This window comes from Streptomyces sp. NPDC030021 (assembly GCF_055574035.1).
Genome location: NZ_JBVIAH010000009.1, coordinates 183951 through 200908 on the forward strand (window position 1 = coordinate 183951; position 16958 = coordinate 200908).

A 16958-nucleotide genomic window follows, 5' to 3' on the forward strand; every position below is an offset into this window, starting at 1 on the left:
CGGCAGCCGGCCGGGCCACCACGTCCCGCAAGTCTGCGACAGCGCGGACACGGACCGTGGCCACCACCAGGGACAAGGATCACGAGTCGATCTTGGCGTGTTCCGCTACTTCCGACGGATCACGAAGGGGTGGGTCACGACGAAGTGCGCACAGCGCGCCCGTCCTTGACGCTCACCGCGCGGAACTCCTTCGGGGTGCGGCCGTACCTCTCGCGGAAGGACCGGCTGAAGACCGCCGGGCCGCTGAACCCCCGGCGCGCGGCGATCGCGTTCACGGGGTGGTCCATGGGTTTGGGGCGCGCGAGGTCGCTGTGACGCTGCAGCTCCGCCGGCGCGCACTGGCCACCGTGGCCTTCGAGTGCGTCTACGAAGGCGGTCAGGACCACTGCCGCGCCCTGGTCGCGCCTCTCGGCGCGGCCGCCGGAGGGGCGGCGCGCCGGCTTCGGCGCTGCCCCTCCGGTGCGCCCGGACGGTCAGTTGCCCGGGGTCTCGCCTTGTTCCCGCATGCCCCACGGGGAGCCGTACGCGGTGAGCAGGTCTAGGAAGGGGAGCGGCGGCAGGGCCTCGGGGCCGAGGACGCCGGGCTGCGACCAGACGCCGGTGGCCAGGAGTTCGAGGGCCACCACCGGGTTGACGGCGGTCTGCCAGACGACGGCCTGGGAGCCGTACTCGCGCATGGACCACTGGTTGTCGACCACGTGGTAGAGGTAGACCTCGCGGGGCAGGCCGTCCTTGGTGCCCTTGACCCAGGTGCCGGCGCAGGTCTTTCCGGTCATGCGGTCCCCGAGCGTCGCCGGGTCGGGCAGGCAGGCGGCCACCACGTCGCGGGGCGAGACCCGGACCCCGGTGCCGTCCTCACCGCGGACCGCGACCCGTGCGGTGGAGTCCAGGCCGAGGGCGTGGAGGGTCTTGAGCTTGCCGATGAAGTCGTCGCCGAGGCCGTACTTGAAGGTGACCCGGCGGGCGCCGACCCAGCGCGGGACCAGGAGGACCTCCTCGTGTTCGACGTTGACGCACTCGACGGGGCCGATGCCCTCGGGGAAGTCGAAGACCTCCGGCTCGCTGAACGGCTCGGTGGTGAACCAGCCGCGCTCGCGCTCGTAGACCACGGGAGGGTTCAGGCACTCCTCGATCGTCGTCCAGATGTTGAAGGATGGGGCGAAGTCGTAGCCCTCGACCGCCAGGTTCGCTCCGTCGCGGATGCCGATCTCCTCGATGTCGTCGAAGAGGTGGTCGGCGGCGTAGCGGGCGAAGACGTCCGAGAGTCCGGGCTCGACGCCCATGCCGACGAGGGCGAGGCGGCCCGACTTCTCCCATTCCTCGGCCCGTTCGAACTGCTCGTCGCCGAGCTTCACCCCGCATTGGCTGTGCGGGTGGTCGGGGTGGGGGCGGGAGAGGGACATGGCCATGTCGAGGTAGTGGCTGCCCGCCGCGAGCGCGGCGTTGAACAGGGGCATCACGAAGCGCGGGTCGGTGGCGTTCATGAGGACGTCGCATCCTCGCTCGGCGAGCAGCCGGCCGACCGCCGCCTCGTCGGAGGCGTCGACGCGGCAGGCACTGAACCGCTGCTCCTCGCCGCCCAGGGCCGCGACGGCGGCCTCGGCGCGGGCCAGGTCGTAGTCGGCGACGACGAAGTGGTCGAAGAAGTCGCGGCGGGCGGCGATCTTGGTGATCGCGCTCCCGACACCGCCGGCACCCACAAGCAGAACACGCATGGCGAGGTCCTTTCTCTGTGAGGCGTGCGCCTCAGGGGGCTGATGGAACCGTTCCGTCCGAGTTAAGGTCAATGGTGTTGGCATAAGGATGGACGGAGGCGGGCGATGGCGAAGGACGTGGTCCCGGAGGAGGCCCGCAGACGGCGGCGCCCGACCCGGCAGGGAACGGTGCTCTCCGAGCGGCTGATCGTCGAGACGGCCCTGCGGATGGTGCGCGAACACGGGAGCGCGGGCCTGTCCGCCCGGCGGCTGGGCGCCGCGCTGGGGGCGGACCCCAGCACGCTGTACCGGTACTTCGACGGCATGGACGGTCTGACCCTGGCCATCGGCGAGGAGCTGATCGGCCGGGCGCTGGACGGCTGGGTCCCCACCGGGCGGTGGCGCGACGACCTGCGCTCACTGGGGCTGCGCATCCACGGCGCCTACCTCGCCCACCCGCAGGCCGCGCTGCTGACCGCGAGCCGGGTGAGCGGCCGGCCGCGCGAGATCGCGGCCGACGAGGCGATCCTCGGCAGCCTGCGCGGCGCGGGCTTCGCGGATGTGGACGCCGTACGGATCTATCACGCGTACATCGACCAGGCCCTGGCCTTCGCGGCACTCGACGCGGGGCCGCTCGCGCTGACGGAGAAGGCGCGCGAGTCGGACGAGGAGCGGTGGGAGTCGACGTACGCCCGGCTGCCGGCCGACGCCTACCCGAACATCGCGGCCACGGCGGGACTGCTGGCCGCCCGGATGCCCCACAGCGCCTACCCGGTCGCGCTGGAGATGCTGCTGGACACCGCGGAGAGGCAGCTCGCGGACGCGGCGGGCGCCGGGGGCGGGGGCGTGGGCGTGGCGTGGCGCGGCTGACCCGGCCTTCCGGCAGGCTTATGCCCGCGAGGCCCCCGGCGGCCGGGCTGGATCGTCCTTCTCGCCGTCGCCACCTCGGCGCTCGCCTCGACCCAGACGACGATCATCCCGGCCTCCCGTACCGCGCTGTCCATGGCGCGCAGGCACGCCCTCCCCCGCCGGTTCGGCCTGATCCACGGCCGGTACCGCACCCCCGCCGTCAGCACCTGGTGGGTCGCCGGCACGGCCACCGTCTGGTACCTGTTCATCCACCGGGTCAGCGAGAACGCGCGCGCCGACTCACTGACCGTCCTCTCCCTGCTGATCGCCTTCTCCTACGCCCTCACCGGCATCGCCTGCGCGGTCTACCACCGGCGCCTGCTGACCGCAGGGGTACGCGAGTTCCTGTTCATCGGGGCCGGCCCCCTCATCGGCGCGGGGATGCTGATCTGGCTGCTCGCCGAGGCGGTCGCCGACACGGCGGACCCCGCCAACTCCTCTGGCGGGACGTCCTGGTTCGGCCTCGGCCCCCCGCTGGTCATCGCCCTCGGCCTGAGCCTCGCAGGGCTGCTGTTGATGCTCGCGCGGCGCGGCCTCCGGGGCGTTCTGGGCGGAGCGCCCGACCGTCCACGCAGGCCCGGCGGACCTGCCGGACGGGACGCCGGAGGCCGGAGTGGCGGAGCGGCCGGCGGGAAGCGCCGCGGCGAGGGCGGACGAGCCCGCGGCGCGAGGATGAACACGCGGTGGGCGTGCCGGCCGTGACGGCCCGCCGTCCGCCGGGAAAGGCGCTCGGCGGGCGGCCGGGGCGATTGTCAGTGGTGCGCGAGAGGATCACTCCCATGATGAACCTTTCCGCCGATCAGGCGCTGTCCAGCATGTCCGGCCGCTCCGCGTACGAGGCCGCGCTCGGACGCCTGCGCGACGCGTCGGGGGCGTACTACGCCGACGGCGACAGCCCGATGGACGATGCCACCTACGACCAGCTCCGGCTCGCCGTGCTGGCGTGGGAGACGCAGCACCCCGGCGAGGCCGCCGCGGACTCCCCCACCGGGCAGGTCGGCGACGGCGCCGCCCCGGCCGGCGATGTCGCGCACACCACCCGGCTGCTCAGCCTGGACAACGTCTTCAACCCCGACGGCCTGCTGTCGTGGGGCGAGTCCCTGCAGCGGCGGCTCGGCAAGGCACCGGCCGGCGGGTTCACGGTCGAGCCGAAGCTGGACGGCGCGGCCGTCGCGGCCCGGTACCGGGCCGGGCGGCTGGTGCAGATCATCACGCGGGGCGACGGCAGCACCGGTGAGGACATCAGCCATGTCATCGGGCAGATCGAGGGCCTGCCCGAGCGGCTGCCGGTGCCGGCCACCTTCGAGGTGCGCGGAGAGGTGCTGTTCACCCAGGAGCAGTACGAGGCGGCGAACGCGGTCCGCACCGCGCACGGCGCGCAGGTCTTCGCCAACCCCCGCAACGGCACGGCCGGCACGCTGCGGGCCAAGGACCGCCCGTACCGGCTGATGATGACGTTCTGGACGTACGGCGCGGTCGAACTGGACGGGGAATCGTTCCTGCCCGCCGGAGCCACGCACGCCGAGACCCTGGCCTCGGTCGCCCGGGCCGGAGTCCGGACGACCGCGGACACCCCGGTCGGACTGCACGTGGCCGACACCCTCGCCGAGGCCCAGCAGCGGGTGGACGAGATCGGCGCCCTGCGCGCGGGGCTGCCGTTCGGGATCGACGGTGTCGTGATCAAGGTCAACGACGCGGCCGAGCAGGAAGCGGCGGGACTGGGCAGCCGGTTCCCCTACTTCGCCGTCGCCTTCAAGCTCCCGGCCGTCGAGCGGCAGACCGTGCTGGAGGACGTGGTGTGGGAGGTCGGCCGGACCGGGGTGCTCGCTCCGACCGCCGTACTCGCCCCGGTCCTGATCGACGGGTCCACGGTCACCCGGGCCACCCTCCACAACCCGGCCGACATCCGGCGCCGCGATCTCCACCTGGGCGACACGGTGACGGTCTACAAGGCGGGCGACATCATCCCGCGGGTCCAGGCCGCCGTGGTGCCGCTGCGCCCGGCCGGAGCGACGGAGGTGCCCCTGCCCGAGACGTGCCCCAACTGCGGCGGGGAGATCAACAAGACGCAGGAGCGCTGGCGCTGCGCGCAGGGCGCGGCCTGCGCCCTGCCCGCCCTCATCGAGTACGCCGCCGGGCGCGAGATGCTCGACATCGACGGGCTGGGCAGGACGTACGTCAAGGCCCTGGTCGACGCCGGGGACGTCACGGACGTCGCCGACCTGTTCACCCTGTCCCTGGAACAGCTCACCACCGCTTCCGGCAGCGCCAAGCGGGCCGCGAAGCTCGCCGAGCAGATCGGGGCGGCGAAGGCCCGGCCGCTGAGCCGCGTCGTCTGCGCGCTGGGCATCCTGGGCACCGGGCGCAGCATCTCGCGCCGGATCGCCCGGCACTTCGGCACGATGGACGCCGTCCGCGAGGCCGATGCCCTGGCCATGCAGGCCGTGGACGGCATCGGCCCGGAGAAGGCCCCGGTGATCGTCGAGCAGATCGCCGCCCTGGCGCCGGTCATCGACAAACTCGCCGCGGCGGGCGTCAACATGAGCGAGCCGCGGGAAGAGACGGCGGCGCAGGACTCGGGTCCGCTGGCCGGGAAGGTCGTGGTGGTGACCGGGAAGATGACCGGAGCGCTCGAAGGCCAGGGCCGGGACGCGATGAACGCACTGATCGAGAAGGCGGGCGGGCGCGCGGGCAGCAGCGTCAGTGCCAAGACCACCATCCTGGTCTCCGCGCCCTCGGCGAGCGGCAAGCCCAGCTCGAAGGCGGTCAAGGCCGCCGAGCTGGGTGTCGAGGTCCTGACCCCGGAGGCCTTCGCCGAGCTGGTCGCCGACTTTCTGAGCTGAGCCGGGCTCAGCCGGGCTGAGCTGAGCTGAGCTGAGCCGGCCTGGCCGGCGGTCCGGCGTACGACACAGAAAAGCCTCCGGCCGTCCCGTGTGGTGCGGGACGGCCGGAGGTCTCAAGTCGGTGGCGAGGAAAGCGAAGAGGCTATTTTAGGAGTGTTGAGAAGGAAGCCCCTTCATGGCCTCGCCACGGCTACGTTAACAGTCAGGCGGGGATCAGGTCACGCAGATTTTCCGGGGTGATGATCCGCGACTGCGGGTCCAGCTTCTCGGGCCGCTCCAGGCCGATGTAGGTGACGGGACCCGCCGGAACGGTCTTCCCGTCCCACACGGTGACGGTCGTCGCGGCGCCGGTCATCAGCTCGACGAGGTAGCGGACGGTGAGCTGCTCGCGTTCGACGACGGCGCGCATCAGCGTCGCGACCGTCACCCGGTTGTCCTCGACCCGGTTGTACGAAGGAGACCCCGTCAGGCACAGGTGCAGCCACTTGGCGCGCCACCGGCCGTCGGACCCGCGCAGGAACACCAGCGGCAGCGCGACCCGGCCCGGACCGCGCAGATCCGACTTCATGCGCACCGTGCGCGGCTCGAAGGGCCGTCCGTTCTGCTCGGCCCCCCGCAGCATGAACCCGAAGAACGACTCCTCGACCTCCTCGAAGCCTTCCCCGGAGTAGATGTTGACCTGCGGGACGATGCAGGCGGCGCGCACCGCGTCCAGCCGTAGGTCGATGAACTCCGAGGCCCCGTCGGCCGCGTCCGTGATGTCACCGGAATGCCTGCCCCCGATCTCGCTCAGGTTGGTGTACGACAGCCAGGAGACGGTCGAGTAGTCGGTGTCCAGCAGGGCCGCCGACAGGTCGAAGTCGGTGCTGCGCGCGGTCTGCTTCCAGTACACGAAGAAGCGCAGCAGTTCGCCGTCGACCGGGGACACCGAGCCGCGCGGCAGCACACCGAGCCCGGACGCGGTCGCCTTGCCGCTGAGCGGCAGCGCCACGTCCAGGACGTCCGGGTCGATCAGCAGGTGGTCCGCGGCGGGCACCCGCCGGCGCAGCTCCGCGTCGATCGCGGCGGTGATCCGCTTGCGCTCGGGCGCGAACACCGGCGGGCGGGTGTCCTCGGTGACCCAGGCCCGGCCGGAACGGTTGACGAACACCCGCTGCTCGCCGGTCTCCTCCGCGCGGTTGTGCAGGTGCTGGCGTACCGACAGCAGGACCCGGCCGGAGGCGTCGGGGACGACCTGCTCGGCGGCGGCCACGACCGCGTCGCGCTCGTCCTGCATGTGGGCGGAGCGCAGCAGCCGGTCCAGGGAGCGCAGCAGCTTGCCGGGCGCTGCCTTCAGCAGCTCGGCCGCGCCGGTGGGATCGAGCAGGGCGTGCAGTTCCTCCACCCGGCTGTCGAGGGAGCGCGCCGCCTTCTCGCCGCGGGCGACGGCGAACACGTCGGCCGCGTGCGGCCACTGCGGGTACTCGTGCGGGTGCAGCCGCTCGCCGAGCCGCTTCCACATCTCGCGGTGCGCGTGCACGTCGGCGAGCTTGGCGGGCGCCGCGCCGACGACCGCGTCGAGGCCCGCGAGCAGCGCCCGGCGCGCCGCACGGGAGAGCCCGCGCAGCCGCGTCGGCTCCTGCAGGCCGACGTCACCGCCGGCGAGCGCGCAGGCGAGGCGGAGCACGTCGGTGACCGTGTCCAGCAGCAGGCTCGCGCCGGCCTTCAGCCGGGCCTCGTTGACCACGGCCCGGTTCTCCCGTACGGGGATCGCCTCGGGCTGCGGTCCGTCCGCGCAGTGGCCGGCGAGTGCGCGCAGGTCCCGCAGGCCGTCCTCGCCCAGGGGTGTGGTGCTGCCCGCCAAGGCCAGGTAGAGGGAGGTGAGTTCGTCGTCCGGGGCGGCCCCGAGGTGCAGGACCGTCATGCGGTCGCCCGCCGCGGCGATCAGCTCGTCGTGGTGGGTCAGCATCTCGGCGTAGGTGTGCCGGTAGTTCCCGTACGAAGGGAGCGTGAGCAGGTTCACGACGCCGGTGCTCAGCTGCTCCAGCGTGCTCGCGCGCGTGTCGTCGTCGGCGAGCGCCTCGGCTATGCACTGCATCCAGAAGTCGAAGGTGTCCGGCACGTTGGCCGGGAAGTCGACGAAGTACACGTTGTGCCGGACGTGGTCGCCGACCATCTCGCGGACGGTGCCCAGCGTCCGTACGGCGGTGTCGACCACCGCCCCCTCGGACAGTCCCGACAGGTGCGCGAGCAGCTGTGCCGAGAGCTTGAAGCCCACGGACATCAGCGCGGCGTCGAATTGCTGTGCCGCGACGGCGCCTTCCCCGACGGGTCCCGTGGGGCGGGGGACGCGGTGGGTGTGCCGGAGGACCAGGGGGTCGAGTCGGTGGACCATTCGGACATGATCCCAAGGCCGTACGGGCGGCCGCACCCGGTTTTCGCGGGGCGGATCGGTGTCCTCCGAAATCTGTTCCGTGCCGGGCGGGAAGCGGCCTACTGTGGCGCGGTGACTCAGATGATCATACTCAATGGTGGTTCCAGCTCGGGGAAGTCCGGGATCGTACGGTGTCTGCAGGCCGTGCTGCCGGACCCGTGGCTGTCGTTCGGGTGCGATGCGTTCGTCGACGCCCTGCCCGCCGCGATGCAGACGGCGCAGGAGGGCATCGAGATCACGGCGGACGGCACGGTGAGCGTCGGGGCGACGTTCCGGGCGCTGGAGGCGGCCTGGACGGAGGGGATCGTGGCGATGGCCCGTGCGGGCGCGCGGATCGTCGTCGACGACGTGTTCCTCGGTGGGGCGGCGTCCCAGCAGCGGTGGCGGCTGGCGCTGGGCGACGTGCCGGTCCTGTGGGTCGGGGTGCGGTGCGACAGTGCGGTGGCCGCGGGCCGTGAGATCGCGCGAGGGGACCGGGTCAGGGGAATGGCCGCAGCGCAGGCGGACGCCGTGCACCGGGGAGTGACCTACGACCTCGAGGTGAACACCGCGCACACCGAATCCCTGGAGTGCGCGCGGATCATCGCCTCCCACGCCGGCTGACCGGGGAATCCCTTCCCCGGCGAAGGGATTCCCCGGCGGATGCGCCCGGTGCGGATCAGCGCGTGGCGCGGCCGTGGAGCAGCGTCGCGCGGGCGAGAGCGGTGAGGGCCGCGGTGCAGAGCAGGGTACGGACGATGTTCGTGGTGACCCAGGTGGTCCTGAACCGCTCGACGATCGAGAAGTCCGTCATCTGCTCGACCGCGCCCGCGTCGGCGAGCTCGTTGTTGAGCGGGATGTTCACGCCGAAGGTGACCACGAGGACGACGAGGTACGCGACCGCGGCCGCCCCCACCCACAGGGCGGTGGCGCGGCGGCCGCCGCGGTACTCCACGACCGCCGAGGCGACGGCCGCCACCAGGGCCAGCAGGAACACCGAACCGAAGAGCGGATTGCCGTCGATGGCCTTGTTGAAGGCGCGCATCGCGGTGACGTACGTCTGCTCGTCACCGGCCGCCAGGCCCGGCATCACCGAAACGTCGAAAGCGAAGAACAGCCCGGCCATCAGACCCACCAGAACGGTGGACAGTGTGATCAGCGTGGCGGCGAGCCGGGTGCTCTGCGGCCGGCCCGGTGTCGCCGAGGAGGCCGGCGGGGTCGGATCGTGCGGCGTCGGGTTGATGGTCATTCGACTCTCGTCCTCTTCCAACAGTCAGTACAGCACGGTGCGATGCAGTGCGGTGCGACGCGTTCTGAACACGAACGCCCGATCGTGACATCACCTGTTCGATATCCCGCCGGGTTTCGGTGACACCTTGGGTGAATCTTTAGCCACTACTGCCGGCTCCCGGGGAGCGCCGGAGCTGGGGATACGCTGGAGCCATGCCAGCCCTGAACACCCCCGCACCGGGCCCGCTGCGCCTGGAGCCCGTCACCGCCGACAACTTCGACGCGGTCTGCGCGATACAGGTCCGCCCCGACCAGACCCATCTGGTCTCCCCCGTGGTGAAGTCACTCGCCGAGGCGTACGTGCACACCGCGACGGCCTGGCCCCGGGCCATCGTCGACGGCGACGAGACCGTCGGCTTCGTCATGGCCTTCCACGACATCGTCTGGGACCCGGCCGCCGATCCGGACGACCGGCGCAGTGGCATCTGGCGCCTCAACATCGACGCCCGCCACCAGGGGAAGGGCTACGGCCGCTTCGCCATCGGGGCGGCGACCGAAGAAATCCGCGCCCGCGGCATCCAGCACGCGTACGTCAGCTGGAACACCGGCACCAACAGTCCCGAGCCCTTCTACCTCGGTCTCGGCTTCCACCCCACCGGCGAACTCAGCGGTGACCAACGTGTGGCCAGGCTCTCCCTCATCCCGGACGGGACCTGAGGGCCGTCCCGCAGTCCGGCTCCTCGGGGGCTCGCTCTCTTCGGCGGCTCGCCTCAGGAAACGCCCTGGCCGAGCACGACCGTGCCGCGCGGACCCTGCACCATCGCCGTAACCGGCGCCGTCGTCCCTGAGCGGAACTCCCGTGGGCTGAACCCGCGGACCCGCTTGAAGGCGGCGGACAGGGCGAAGGCACTGCTGTAGCCGACCTTGCGGGCCACCCTCTCCACCGTGGCATCCGGTTCACGCAGGAGATCGGCCGCCAGCGTCAGGCGCCAGCTCGTCAGATAGCCGACGGGCGGCTCGCCGACGACCTCCGTGAACCGGCGCGCCAGCGACGCCCGGGAGACGCCCACCTTCAGGGCCAGTTCCTCCACGGTCCACCCGTGCGCCGGGCTCTCGTGCAGCAGCCGCAGCGCCGGGCCGACCACCGGATCGCCCTGTGCCCGGAACCAGCCCGGGGCGCCGGACCCGGGTGCCGCGAGCCACGCCCGCAACACCCCGATCAGCAGCAGGTCCAACAACCGGTCCAGGACCACCTCCTGGCCCGGCTCCTCGCTGGAGATCTCCGAGGCGAGGAGCGTGATCAGGGTGGCATCGGCGGTCCCGGCCGGCCTCACCAGGATCGTGGGCAGCGCGCTCAGCAGCCGGCCGCCGACCTCGCCCGGCGCCTGGTAGGTACCGCTCAGCATCACCGCCGCACCTGCGCCGGGGCGGGCGGCTCCCCATGTCCGCACACCGAGCGCCATCGAATCCGAGACGTCCTCACCCTCCTGCGTACTGCACCGCTGGTCGGGCCCCACCGTGATCTGGACGGGGGTGTCCGGCAGGTTCGCGACCGTGTAGGGCGCGGGCCCCCGTACGACGGCCACGTCCCCGGGGCCGATCCGTACCGGCTCGGCGCCCTCGTCGTCGGGCAGCAGCCAGGCAGAGCCCTGCACCATGGTCACCACCGAGAGCGGGGCACGGTCCTCGATCCGCACCGACCACGGAGGGTCGAGCACCGACTTCAGCAGGAACGCGCCCCGGGCCTGCGGGCCCGCGAGAAGACCGGCCAGCATGTCCATACGCACATCCTCCCCACGACGGAACGACACCCCGGCACGAACCCGGGCGCGGGCGTGGCCGGTCCGCATCAGAGGGCCTTGACGTCCCAGACGCCGGTGGCCGCCGCCTCCCGGGCGAAGTCCGAGAAATCCCGGGGCGGCCGCCCCAGCACCTCCTCGACCCCGTGCACGAGGTGCGCGTTGCGCCCGTCCAGGATCAGGGTGAACAGCTCGGCGAACTCCTCCGGCAGCCCGTTCTCACGCAGCACCGCACGATAGTCCTCCATCGGGATCGGCGCATAGGCGATCTCACGGCCGGTCACCTTCGAAAGCTCGGCGGCCACGTCCTCGAAACCCAGCAGGCGCGGCCCCGACAGCTCGTAGGTCTGCCCGATGTGCCGGTCATCGGTCAGCGCGGCCACCACCACGTCGGCGATGTCTCCGGTGTCGACGAACGCCTCGACCGCGTCCGCCGTCGGCAGCACGATCTCGCCCGCCCGAACGGAGTCGAGGAAGAAGCCCTGGTCGAAGTTCTGGTTGAACCAGCTCGACCGGACGATCGTCCAGTCCGCGCCGGAAGCCTTCAGCCCTTCCTCACTCATCCGCGCCGCCTCCTCACCACGCCCCGACAGCAGCACCAGGCGCCGGGCCCCGGCCGCCACCGCCACCTCCGCGAAGGCCGCAACCTGCACGGAAGCCCCCGGGAAGGCGAGATCGGGGTAGTACGTCACGTACACCCGGTCCACGTCTTCGAGCGCGGGAAGCCAGGTCGCGGGATCGTTCCAGTCGAAAGGCGGCTCGCCACGGCGAGATCCGGCCCTGACGAGGCGGCCCTGAGCCGTGAGCCTCTCGGCGACCTTCCGGCCGGTCTTGCCCGTACCCCCGATCACCAGGGTGATACCGCCGGCGTCGGCGTGGTGCGCGTTCGCGTCCGTGGTCGGGTCGGTGGTCCGCGTGTCGTTCTCGTTCTTCGTCGTCTTCGTCATGACCACAGTCAAATCCAACGACACGAGACGCGACATGGCCGAAGAGCTCACCTGCATACGCGTACGTCCATCCGACCGTTCGGCGTGGGGGTCCGGGAAACGGGGTGACAGGGCGGCAGGCGGGGAGGAAAACTCGCGGCGTGCGCGAACGTGTAGAAGTTTCCTCGGGTCTGGTGCTGCGGAGATGGGCCGTGCGCGACGCGGCGTCGGTGACGGCCGCGTTCGCGGATCCCCTCATGCGCGAGCAGACCGGCCGTCCCATCGGTTCACCGCAAGACGCGCAGGAGTGGATCGCGGAGCGTACCGCCGAGTGGGAGGCGGGCTCCGCCTTCGCCTTCTCCGTCGTCGACGGCGCCGACACGGTGCTCGGACAGGTGTCGGTCGGCGCGGTGAACCGGCGGCACTCGGTCGGCTGGGTCTCCTACTGGACGACGGCTGCCGCCCGGGGGCGGGGCGTGGCCTCTCATGGCTGCCGGGCTCTCGCTCGCTGGGCGTTCCACGAGGCCGAACTGTTCCGGCTGGAACTGGGGCACCGGGTGAACAACCCCGGCTCGTGCAGAGTCGCTCACGCCGCGGGCTTCGCCGTGGAAGGGCGGCAACGGCAGAAGCTCGCGTACGACGGCATCCGCTACGACGTCGAGCTCCACGCCCGTCTGGCGACAGACCCGGAGCCGCTCGCCACGGCTCCGGGGCGGCTGTCGGCCGGGGCTTCGGTGCCCGGGCCGTCAGGGGGACGAGCGGAAGCCCGCGGACCGGTCGAGGTGGAAGGGTGAGCCGGGGCTCTGCGGCCGCCAGCCGGTGGTGAGAGCGGTGCGAATGCTGTCGGCCACCTGGGCGGGCAGAACGGGGTTTCCCGGTGTTCCGGGCCAGTTGCCCGGGTGCGGCTGGTCGGTGGTGACCACCAGGGTGGTTCCTGGAGCCTCGGCGTGCTCGACCGCGTAGGCAAGGGGTGACATGACGAGTCCCCGGACGTAGGTCGGCCGTCCGCGAAGTCGCCACCGGTAGATGCTGCCGTCCACGGTGATGAGCCGCGATCCCTTTTTGACCAGCGCCATTTCCCGTCCTTCGTCGCTTTCCGATGCGACAGTAGGGAAGAGCGGCCTGCCGTGTCACCCATGTCGTCCCGTCAGTCCGTCAGTACACGAGCTTGTACGTGACGTCCTTCGGGACCGGGGACGGTGCGGTGTCCGTGTAGAGGAGCCGGATCGTGCTGAAGCGCTGGACGTCCGGGTGGCCCGGCCAGGGTTCCGGAGCGCTCAGGGTCACCGTCACCGGGTAGGACCGGAAGCGGCCCGCAGCGCAGTAGGGAATGCAGTCGTTCACCATGTCGGTGCCCGTGGCCGTCGCGGTCTTCGGCCCCCAGGTGTCCCAGGTCAGTCCGACGAGACGGTTGTTGCCGTCCCCGCAGGCCAGCAAGTACTCCTCGGGGCGTACCTGGGACTGCGAGAAGCAGTCGACGACCACGGGGGGCTCGGCCGGAGCCGATACGGCCCGGGGGCTCTGCGCGGAGGCCGGGACGGCGGCCGCGGCAAGAGCCGCCGCCGCACACAGAATGGTGGCGGTCCGCACCCTGGACCGGAACCAGGACCGGGGTGCACGAATGAGCCGGCCGTCTTCTGAGGTATCCACAAGGCCCTCCTCGCCCTTCTGTCCCGCTGTCGGCGGTGCGGCTAAACCCAGCTTCCCCCATCCGGGCGGGCCCCGCACGCGCAGGAGCGGGCCCCCTGCCCGCCCTGTTCGCAGCATCCATGGGGGCCGCCCTGTGCTGCCGCTGCCGCCCCTGCCACGTGGCCGCGGACCCGGCCGGCCGTCTCGGGACATCCGCTCCGGCGCCGTGGGTCCGGTGCAGTGAGTCCGGTGCCGGCGGAACCGGCCCTGCTCAGGCAGGCGTGATCCCGCTCGAACCATGTGATCATATTGCGGCATGACCACGAAGACTCTTCACCTGCTCTGCTCCGCCGCCCCGCCCGTCTTCGACGTCGCCCGGGTCATCGAGGACGCCCAGGCACGCGGCTGGGACGTGTGCCTCGGCCTCACTCCCACCGCAGCGCACTGGCTCTCCGAAAGCCTCGACGGACTCGCCGCCCTCACCGGCCATCCCGTCCGCTGGCAGTACAAACTTCCCGGCCAGCCCGACATATGGCCCGCGGCCGACGCCCTCCTCTTCGCACCCGCGACCTTCAACACCATCAACGCGTGGGCCCTCGGCCTGACCGACAACCTCGTGGTCGGCCTCGCCGCCGAAGCGACCGGCAAGCGCACACCGGTCATCGCGATGCCCTGCACCAACACCGCCCTCGCGGCCCACCCCCAGTTCGAAATCTCCCTGAACACCCTGCGCAGCGCCGGGGTCGAACTCCTGCACGGCGAAACCGGATACACCCCCGACCCCGCCGACCCCGACGCCCCGATCCACTTCCCCTGGCCCACCGCCATGAACGCCCTGGGCGCCCTCGACCACGCCGTGCCCCAGACCTAGCGGGCGTCTTGCCCGTCGGACGAGGTCCTCGTCCGACCCCCCGGGCCACGCCTCGGACCCGCAAGCGATTTCCGGTGAGCCGACCCCCGTACCGGCGGGTTCCGGCCAACCTCCCGTCCGTCTCCGCCCGGAAGCCCGGCGGCGCCCGAACACGATCAGCGGCCACGGCTGGGGAGCCGTCGCCGCGAGGTCGGCCAGATCCCGCTGCTCCGGCCTTCGGCCTGCGCTGTACTCACTGCCTCCAGTTCCCGCGACCACGCAGCCGCCCCTCCGCACACCGCGGGGACGGGCTTCTCCGGCATGCGCTGCGAGCGGTGAACCGGCCTTCAAGACAACCCAGTTGAAGGAGAGGCAGCAGCATGGCCGAGCAGCAGACCGAGCACCGGAAGACCGCCGCACCACCCGCCCCGCCGGAGTTCAAGTACACCTGGGGCCAGCACAACGAGACCATGGAGGCGCTGTCGCTCGGGCAGATGGCCCGCCGCGTTCCCTCCGCCCTCCGGCAGACCGCGCGGCTCGCGCTCGCCGTCAACCGCACCGCGTTCCACGTACTGGTCACCGCCCAGATCCTCGGCGGGATCTGCACGGCGGCAGCGCTCGCGGCGATCTCGCGGGCGATGGCCCCGCTCCTGACCGGAGACGGCGTCGAGGAACGGATCTCGGCGGCGGCGTGGCCGCTGGTCGCCGCGGCCGCCATGACGGCGCTCGGCGCGCTGGCCTCCATCACCTCGGGCAGCGCGGCCCGCCGCCTGAATCCCGGCATGGCCACCCTCGCCGATCTCGCCATGGTCGACGCCCACATGGACGTCGAACTCGCCGCGTACGACGCTCCCGACTTCACCGAGCGCTCCGAAGCCGCCGAGACCGGATCCGCGCGCTCCGCCATGCTGCTGCAGGACGCCCTCGGCTTCACCGGCGGCCTGATCGACATGCTCGCCGTGGCGTCCGTCCTCGCCGTGGTCCACCCCGTACTGCTGCCGCTGCTCCTGCTGTCGGTGGTCCCCCGCGGCCTCGGCTCGGTCTACGCCGCCCGCCTCGACTACCGCCTTCACAACCAGACGATCGCCTCCCGCAACATCAAGCACATGATGCGCTGGCACCTGACCACCCCGAAGCTCGCCGACGAGCTGCGCGGCAACAGCATGCGTCCGTACGCCCACCACTGGTACGCGGCGGTCTGCGAGCGCATCGACGCGCGGATGGTCAGCTCCGCGCCCCGCTACCTCACGGTCTATCTGATCGCCGCCGCCGCGTCGGGGGTCTTCGTCGTGGCGACCTACGGGGCCCTCGCCGGGCTGGTCGTCGGCGGGTACATGGCAATCGCCGCCGCCGGCACGGCGATCGTCGCCATGCGGACCTCCACCGCCGCCCTCTCGCAGCTCGTGGTCTACGGGGCGGCCATGTTCCAGCACGCCCTCTACCTCGGCGACTACACCACCTTCGTCGCCGAGGCCGCCGAGAAGTCCGGTCCGCGCGGCCCGCAGGTCATGGAGGCCGCGCCGGAGAAGATCCGCCTGGAGGAGGCCACGTACACCTACCCCGGCAAGGACACCCCCTCGCTCGGACCGGTCTCCCTGACCCTGTCCCGGGGCGAGGTCATCGCCGTCGTCGGGGAGAACGGTGCGGGCAAGTCCACGCTGATCCGGCTGCTGACCTCGCTGACCGCCCCGACGTCCGGCATCGTCTCCTGGGACGGGGTCCCGACCTCCGACGCCGACCAGCGCTCCGCCTGGCAGCACGTCGGCCTCGTCACGCAGTCGTACGGGTACTGGCCCTTCTCCGCCCGGGAGAACATCACCCTCGGCCAGCCCGACCCGCGCGGCGAGGAGGCTGTCTGGGACGCCCTGGACGCGGTCGGCATGCGGGCGGCCGTCCAGGAGTTCCCGGACGGCCTGGACACCCTGCTGGCCCGCTCGATCTGGGGCGGGCACGAGCCTTCCGGCGGCCAGTGGCAGCGCCTGGCGTGCGGGCGGGCGTTCCACCGGAAGCCGGGGCTGCTGGTCATGGACGAGCCGACGTCGGCCATGGACCCGCGCGGTGAGCACATGGTGTTCTCCGGGCTCCGGGACATGAAGGACGACCGGATCACGGTGATCGTCACCCACCGGATGGAGAACTGCCGCCTCGCCGACCGGATCATCGTCCTCGACTCGGGTCGGATCACGGAGCAGGGCGGTTACGAGGAGCTGGTGCGCCTGGACGGCTCCTTCGCCGAGCTGGTCCGGCTCTCCCAGGACCGGTAGTCCGGTGACGTCCGGGGGACGCGTGGCGCCGCACGTCCCCCGGACCCGGCCTCGGCGAGGGCGCCTCCCGGCGTGGTCACCCGAGGCCACCCGCTCATCGCACCGGCCGGAAGTGCACGACGGTGATGTCGTCGGCCGGCCCGATGTCGGGGTAGTGGTACCGGAGCCGGGCATGGAGCTCGGCCAGGTCACGAAAGCCGTCCGCCCGGGCGTCCAGCTCGCTGAGCTGGGCGACCGTCGTCTCGGTGAGCTGCGTGACGACACCCGGCAGGGCCACCACTTCGTCCAGCTCGAACACCAGGCTGACGGGGCCCACCTCCACCGGGTCACGGAAGCGGACGGTGGTCGTCTTCCGGCCGGCCCGCACGGCGTCGAGGTAATCGGGATGGAAGTACAGGGACTGCGAGTTCATCGGAGCACCC

16 protein-coding genes and 1 pseudogene are annotated in these 16958 nt (G+C 71.8%); 8 read left to right on the top strand and 9 right to left on the bottom strand.

The window, feature by feature from the left end; all coding sequences use genetic code 11:
* Positions 1-134: 134 nt before the first annotated feature.
* Complete coding sequence (locus ACZ4YL_RS19985) at positions 135-386, bottom strand: helix-turn-helix domain-containing protein (protein ID WP_468117982.1); 252 nt, start codon at positions 384-386, stop codon at positions 135-137.
* Between the two features lie 87 nt (positions 387-473).
* The gene (locus ACZ4YL_RS19990; RefSeq protein WP_468117984.1) at positions 474-1715 is read right to left on the bottom strand and encodes a saccharopine dehydrogenase family protein; all 1242 of its coding nucleotides are present in this window, start codon (positions 1713-1715) and stop codon (positions 474-476) included.
* A 105-nt stretch (positions 1716-1820) separates the two neighbouring features.
* On the opposite strand from ACZ4YL_RS19990, the gene ACZ4YL_RS19995 reads away from it, so the two are divergent.
* The 3 genes and pseudogenes from ACZ4YL_RS19995 to ligA all read left to right on the top strand — a co-directional run bounded on the left by ACZ4YL_RS19995 (position 1821) and on the right by ligA (position 5446).
* Positions 1821-2564 carry a TetR/AcrR family transcriptional regulator gene (locus ACZ4YL_RS19995; protein ID WP_468117985.1) on the top strand — a complete coding sequence of 248 codons (744 nt, stop codon included), beginning with the start codon at positions 1821-1823 and terminating at the stop codon, positions 2562-2564.
* Positions 2565-2612: 48 nt separating this feature from the next.
* Positions 2613-3279, top strand: a pseudogene (locus tag ACZ4YL_RS20000) (APC family permease); the annotation flags it as partial.
* 103 nt (positions 3280-3382) lie between these two features.
* Positions 3383-5446: an NAD-dependent DNA ligase LigA gene (gene ligA / locus ACZ4YL_RS20005; protein ID WP_468117986.1), complete on the top strand. Its 2064-nt coding sequence runs from the start codon at positions 3383-3385 to the stop codon at positions 5444-5446.
* A gap of 202 nt (positions 5447-5648) precedes the next feature.
* On the opposite strand, the gene ACZ4YL_RS20010 is transcribed toward ligA, so the two are convergent.
* Entirely contained in the window at positions 5649-7820 is a 2172-nt protein-coding gene (locus tag ACZ4YL_RS20010) for a TerD family protein (protein ID WP_468117987.1), read from the bottom strand.
* Between the two features lie 120 nt (positions 7821-7940).
* On the opposite strand from ACZ4YL_RS20010, the gene cpt reads away from it, so the two are divergent.
* Complete coding sequence (cpt, locus tag ACZ4YL_RS20015; protein ID WP_468118198.1) at positions 7941-8462, top strand: chloramphenicol phosphotransferase CPT; 522 nt, start codon at positions 7941-7943, stop codon at positions 8460-8462.
* Between the two features lie 55 nt (positions 8463-8517).
* Here cpt and ACZ4YL_RS20020 read toward each other — a convergent pair whose 3' ends face one another.
* Positions 8518-9087, bottom strand: coding sequence for an anthrone oxygenase family protein (locus ACZ4YL_RS20020; protein WP_468117988.1), 570 nt, complete (start codon positions 9085-9087; stop codon positions 8518-8520).
* 194 nt (positions 9088-9281) lie between these two features.
* Between ACZ4YL_RS20020 and ACZ4YL_RS20025 the strand changes: the two genes are divergently transcribed.
* Positions 9282-9785 carry a GNAT family N-acetyltransferase gene (locus ACZ4YL_RS20025; protein WP_468117989.1) on the top strand — a complete coding sequence of 168 codons (504 nt, stop codon included), beginning with the start codon at positions 9282-9284 and terminating at the stop codon, positions 9783-9785.
* A 53-nt stretch (positions 9786-9838) separates the two neighbouring features.
* On the opposite strand, the gene ACZ4YL_RS20030 is transcribed toward ACZ4YL_RS20025, so the two are convergent.
* Both ACZ4YL_RS20030 and ACZ4YL_RS20035 read right to left on the bottom strand, forming a co-directional pair.
* Positions 9839-10849 (bottom strand): AraC family transcriptional regulator, encoded by a 1011-nt coding sequence (locus tag ACZ4YL_RS20030; RefSeq protein ID WP_468117991.1) that lies wholly within the window; start codon positions 10847-10849, stop codon positions 9839-9841.
* A 68-nt stretch (positions 10850-10917) separates the two neighbouring features.
* The gene (locus tag ACZ4YL_RS20035) at positions 10918-11814 is read right to left on the bottom strand and encodes an NmrA family NAD(P)-binding protein (RefSeq protein ID WP_468117992.1); all 897 of its coding nucleotides are present in this window, start codon (positions 11812-11814) and stop codon (positions 10918-10920) included.
* A gap of 140 nt (positions 11815-11954) precedes the next feature.
* On the opposite strand from ACZ4YL_RS20035, the gene ACZ4YL_RS20040 reads away from it, so the two are divergent.
* Entirely contained in the window at positions 11955-12587 is a 633-nt protein-coding gene (locus ACZ4YL_RS20040) for a GNAT family N-acetyltransferase (RefSeq protein ID WP_468117994.1), read from the top strand.
* On the opposite strand, the gene ACZ4YL_RS20045 is transcribed toward ACZ4YL_RS20040, so the two are convergent.
* The gene (locus ACZ4YL_RS20045) at positions 12540-12869 is read right to left on the bottom strand and encodes a hypothetical protein (protein ID WP_468117996.1); all 330 of its coding nucleotides are present in this window, start codon (positions 12867-12869) and stop codon (positions 12540-12542) included. The two genes, ACZ4YL_RS20040 and ACZ4YL_RS20045, sit on opposite strands and share 48 nt — an antisense overlap.
* A 79-nt stretch (positions 12870-12948) precedes the next feature.
* Positions 12949-13443: a hypothetical protein gene (locus tag ACZ4YL_RS20050; protein WP_468117997.1), complete on the bottom strand. Its 495-nt coding sequence runs from the start codon at positions 13441-13443 to the stop codon at positions 12949-12951.
* A gap of 295 nt (positions 13444-13738) precedes the next feature.
* On the opposite strand from ACZ4YL_RS20050, the gene ACZ4YL_RS20055 reads away from it, so the two are divergent.
* Together ACZ4YL_RS20055 and ACZ4YL_RS20060 are read left to right on the top strand one after the other, a co-directional pair.
* On the top strand, positions 13739-14293 hold the full coding sequence (locus ACZ4YL_RS20055; RefSeq protein ID WP_468117998.1) for a flavoprotein: 555 nt from the start codon (positions 13739-13741) through the stop codon (positions 14291-14293).
* A gap of 359 nt (positions 14294-14652) precedes the next feature.
* Positions 14653-16536: an ATP-binding cassette domain-containing protein gene (locus ACZ4YL_RS20060; protein ID WP_468118000.1), complete on the top strand. Its 1884-nt coding sequence runs from the start codon at positions 14653-14655 to the stop codon at positions 16534-16536.
* A 94-nt stretch (positions 16537-16630) separates the two neighbouring features.
* Here ACZ4YL_RS20060 and ACZ4YL_RS20065 read toward each other — a convergent pair whose 3' ends face one another.
* Positions 16631-16948 carry an ASCH domain-containing protein gene (locus ACZ4YL_RS20065; RefSeq protein ID WP_468118002.1) on the bottom strand — a complete coding sequence of 106 codons (318 nt, stop codon included), beginning with the start codon at positions 16946-16948 and terminating at the stop codon, positions 16631-16633.
* Positions 16949-16958: the final 10 nt, after the last annotated feature.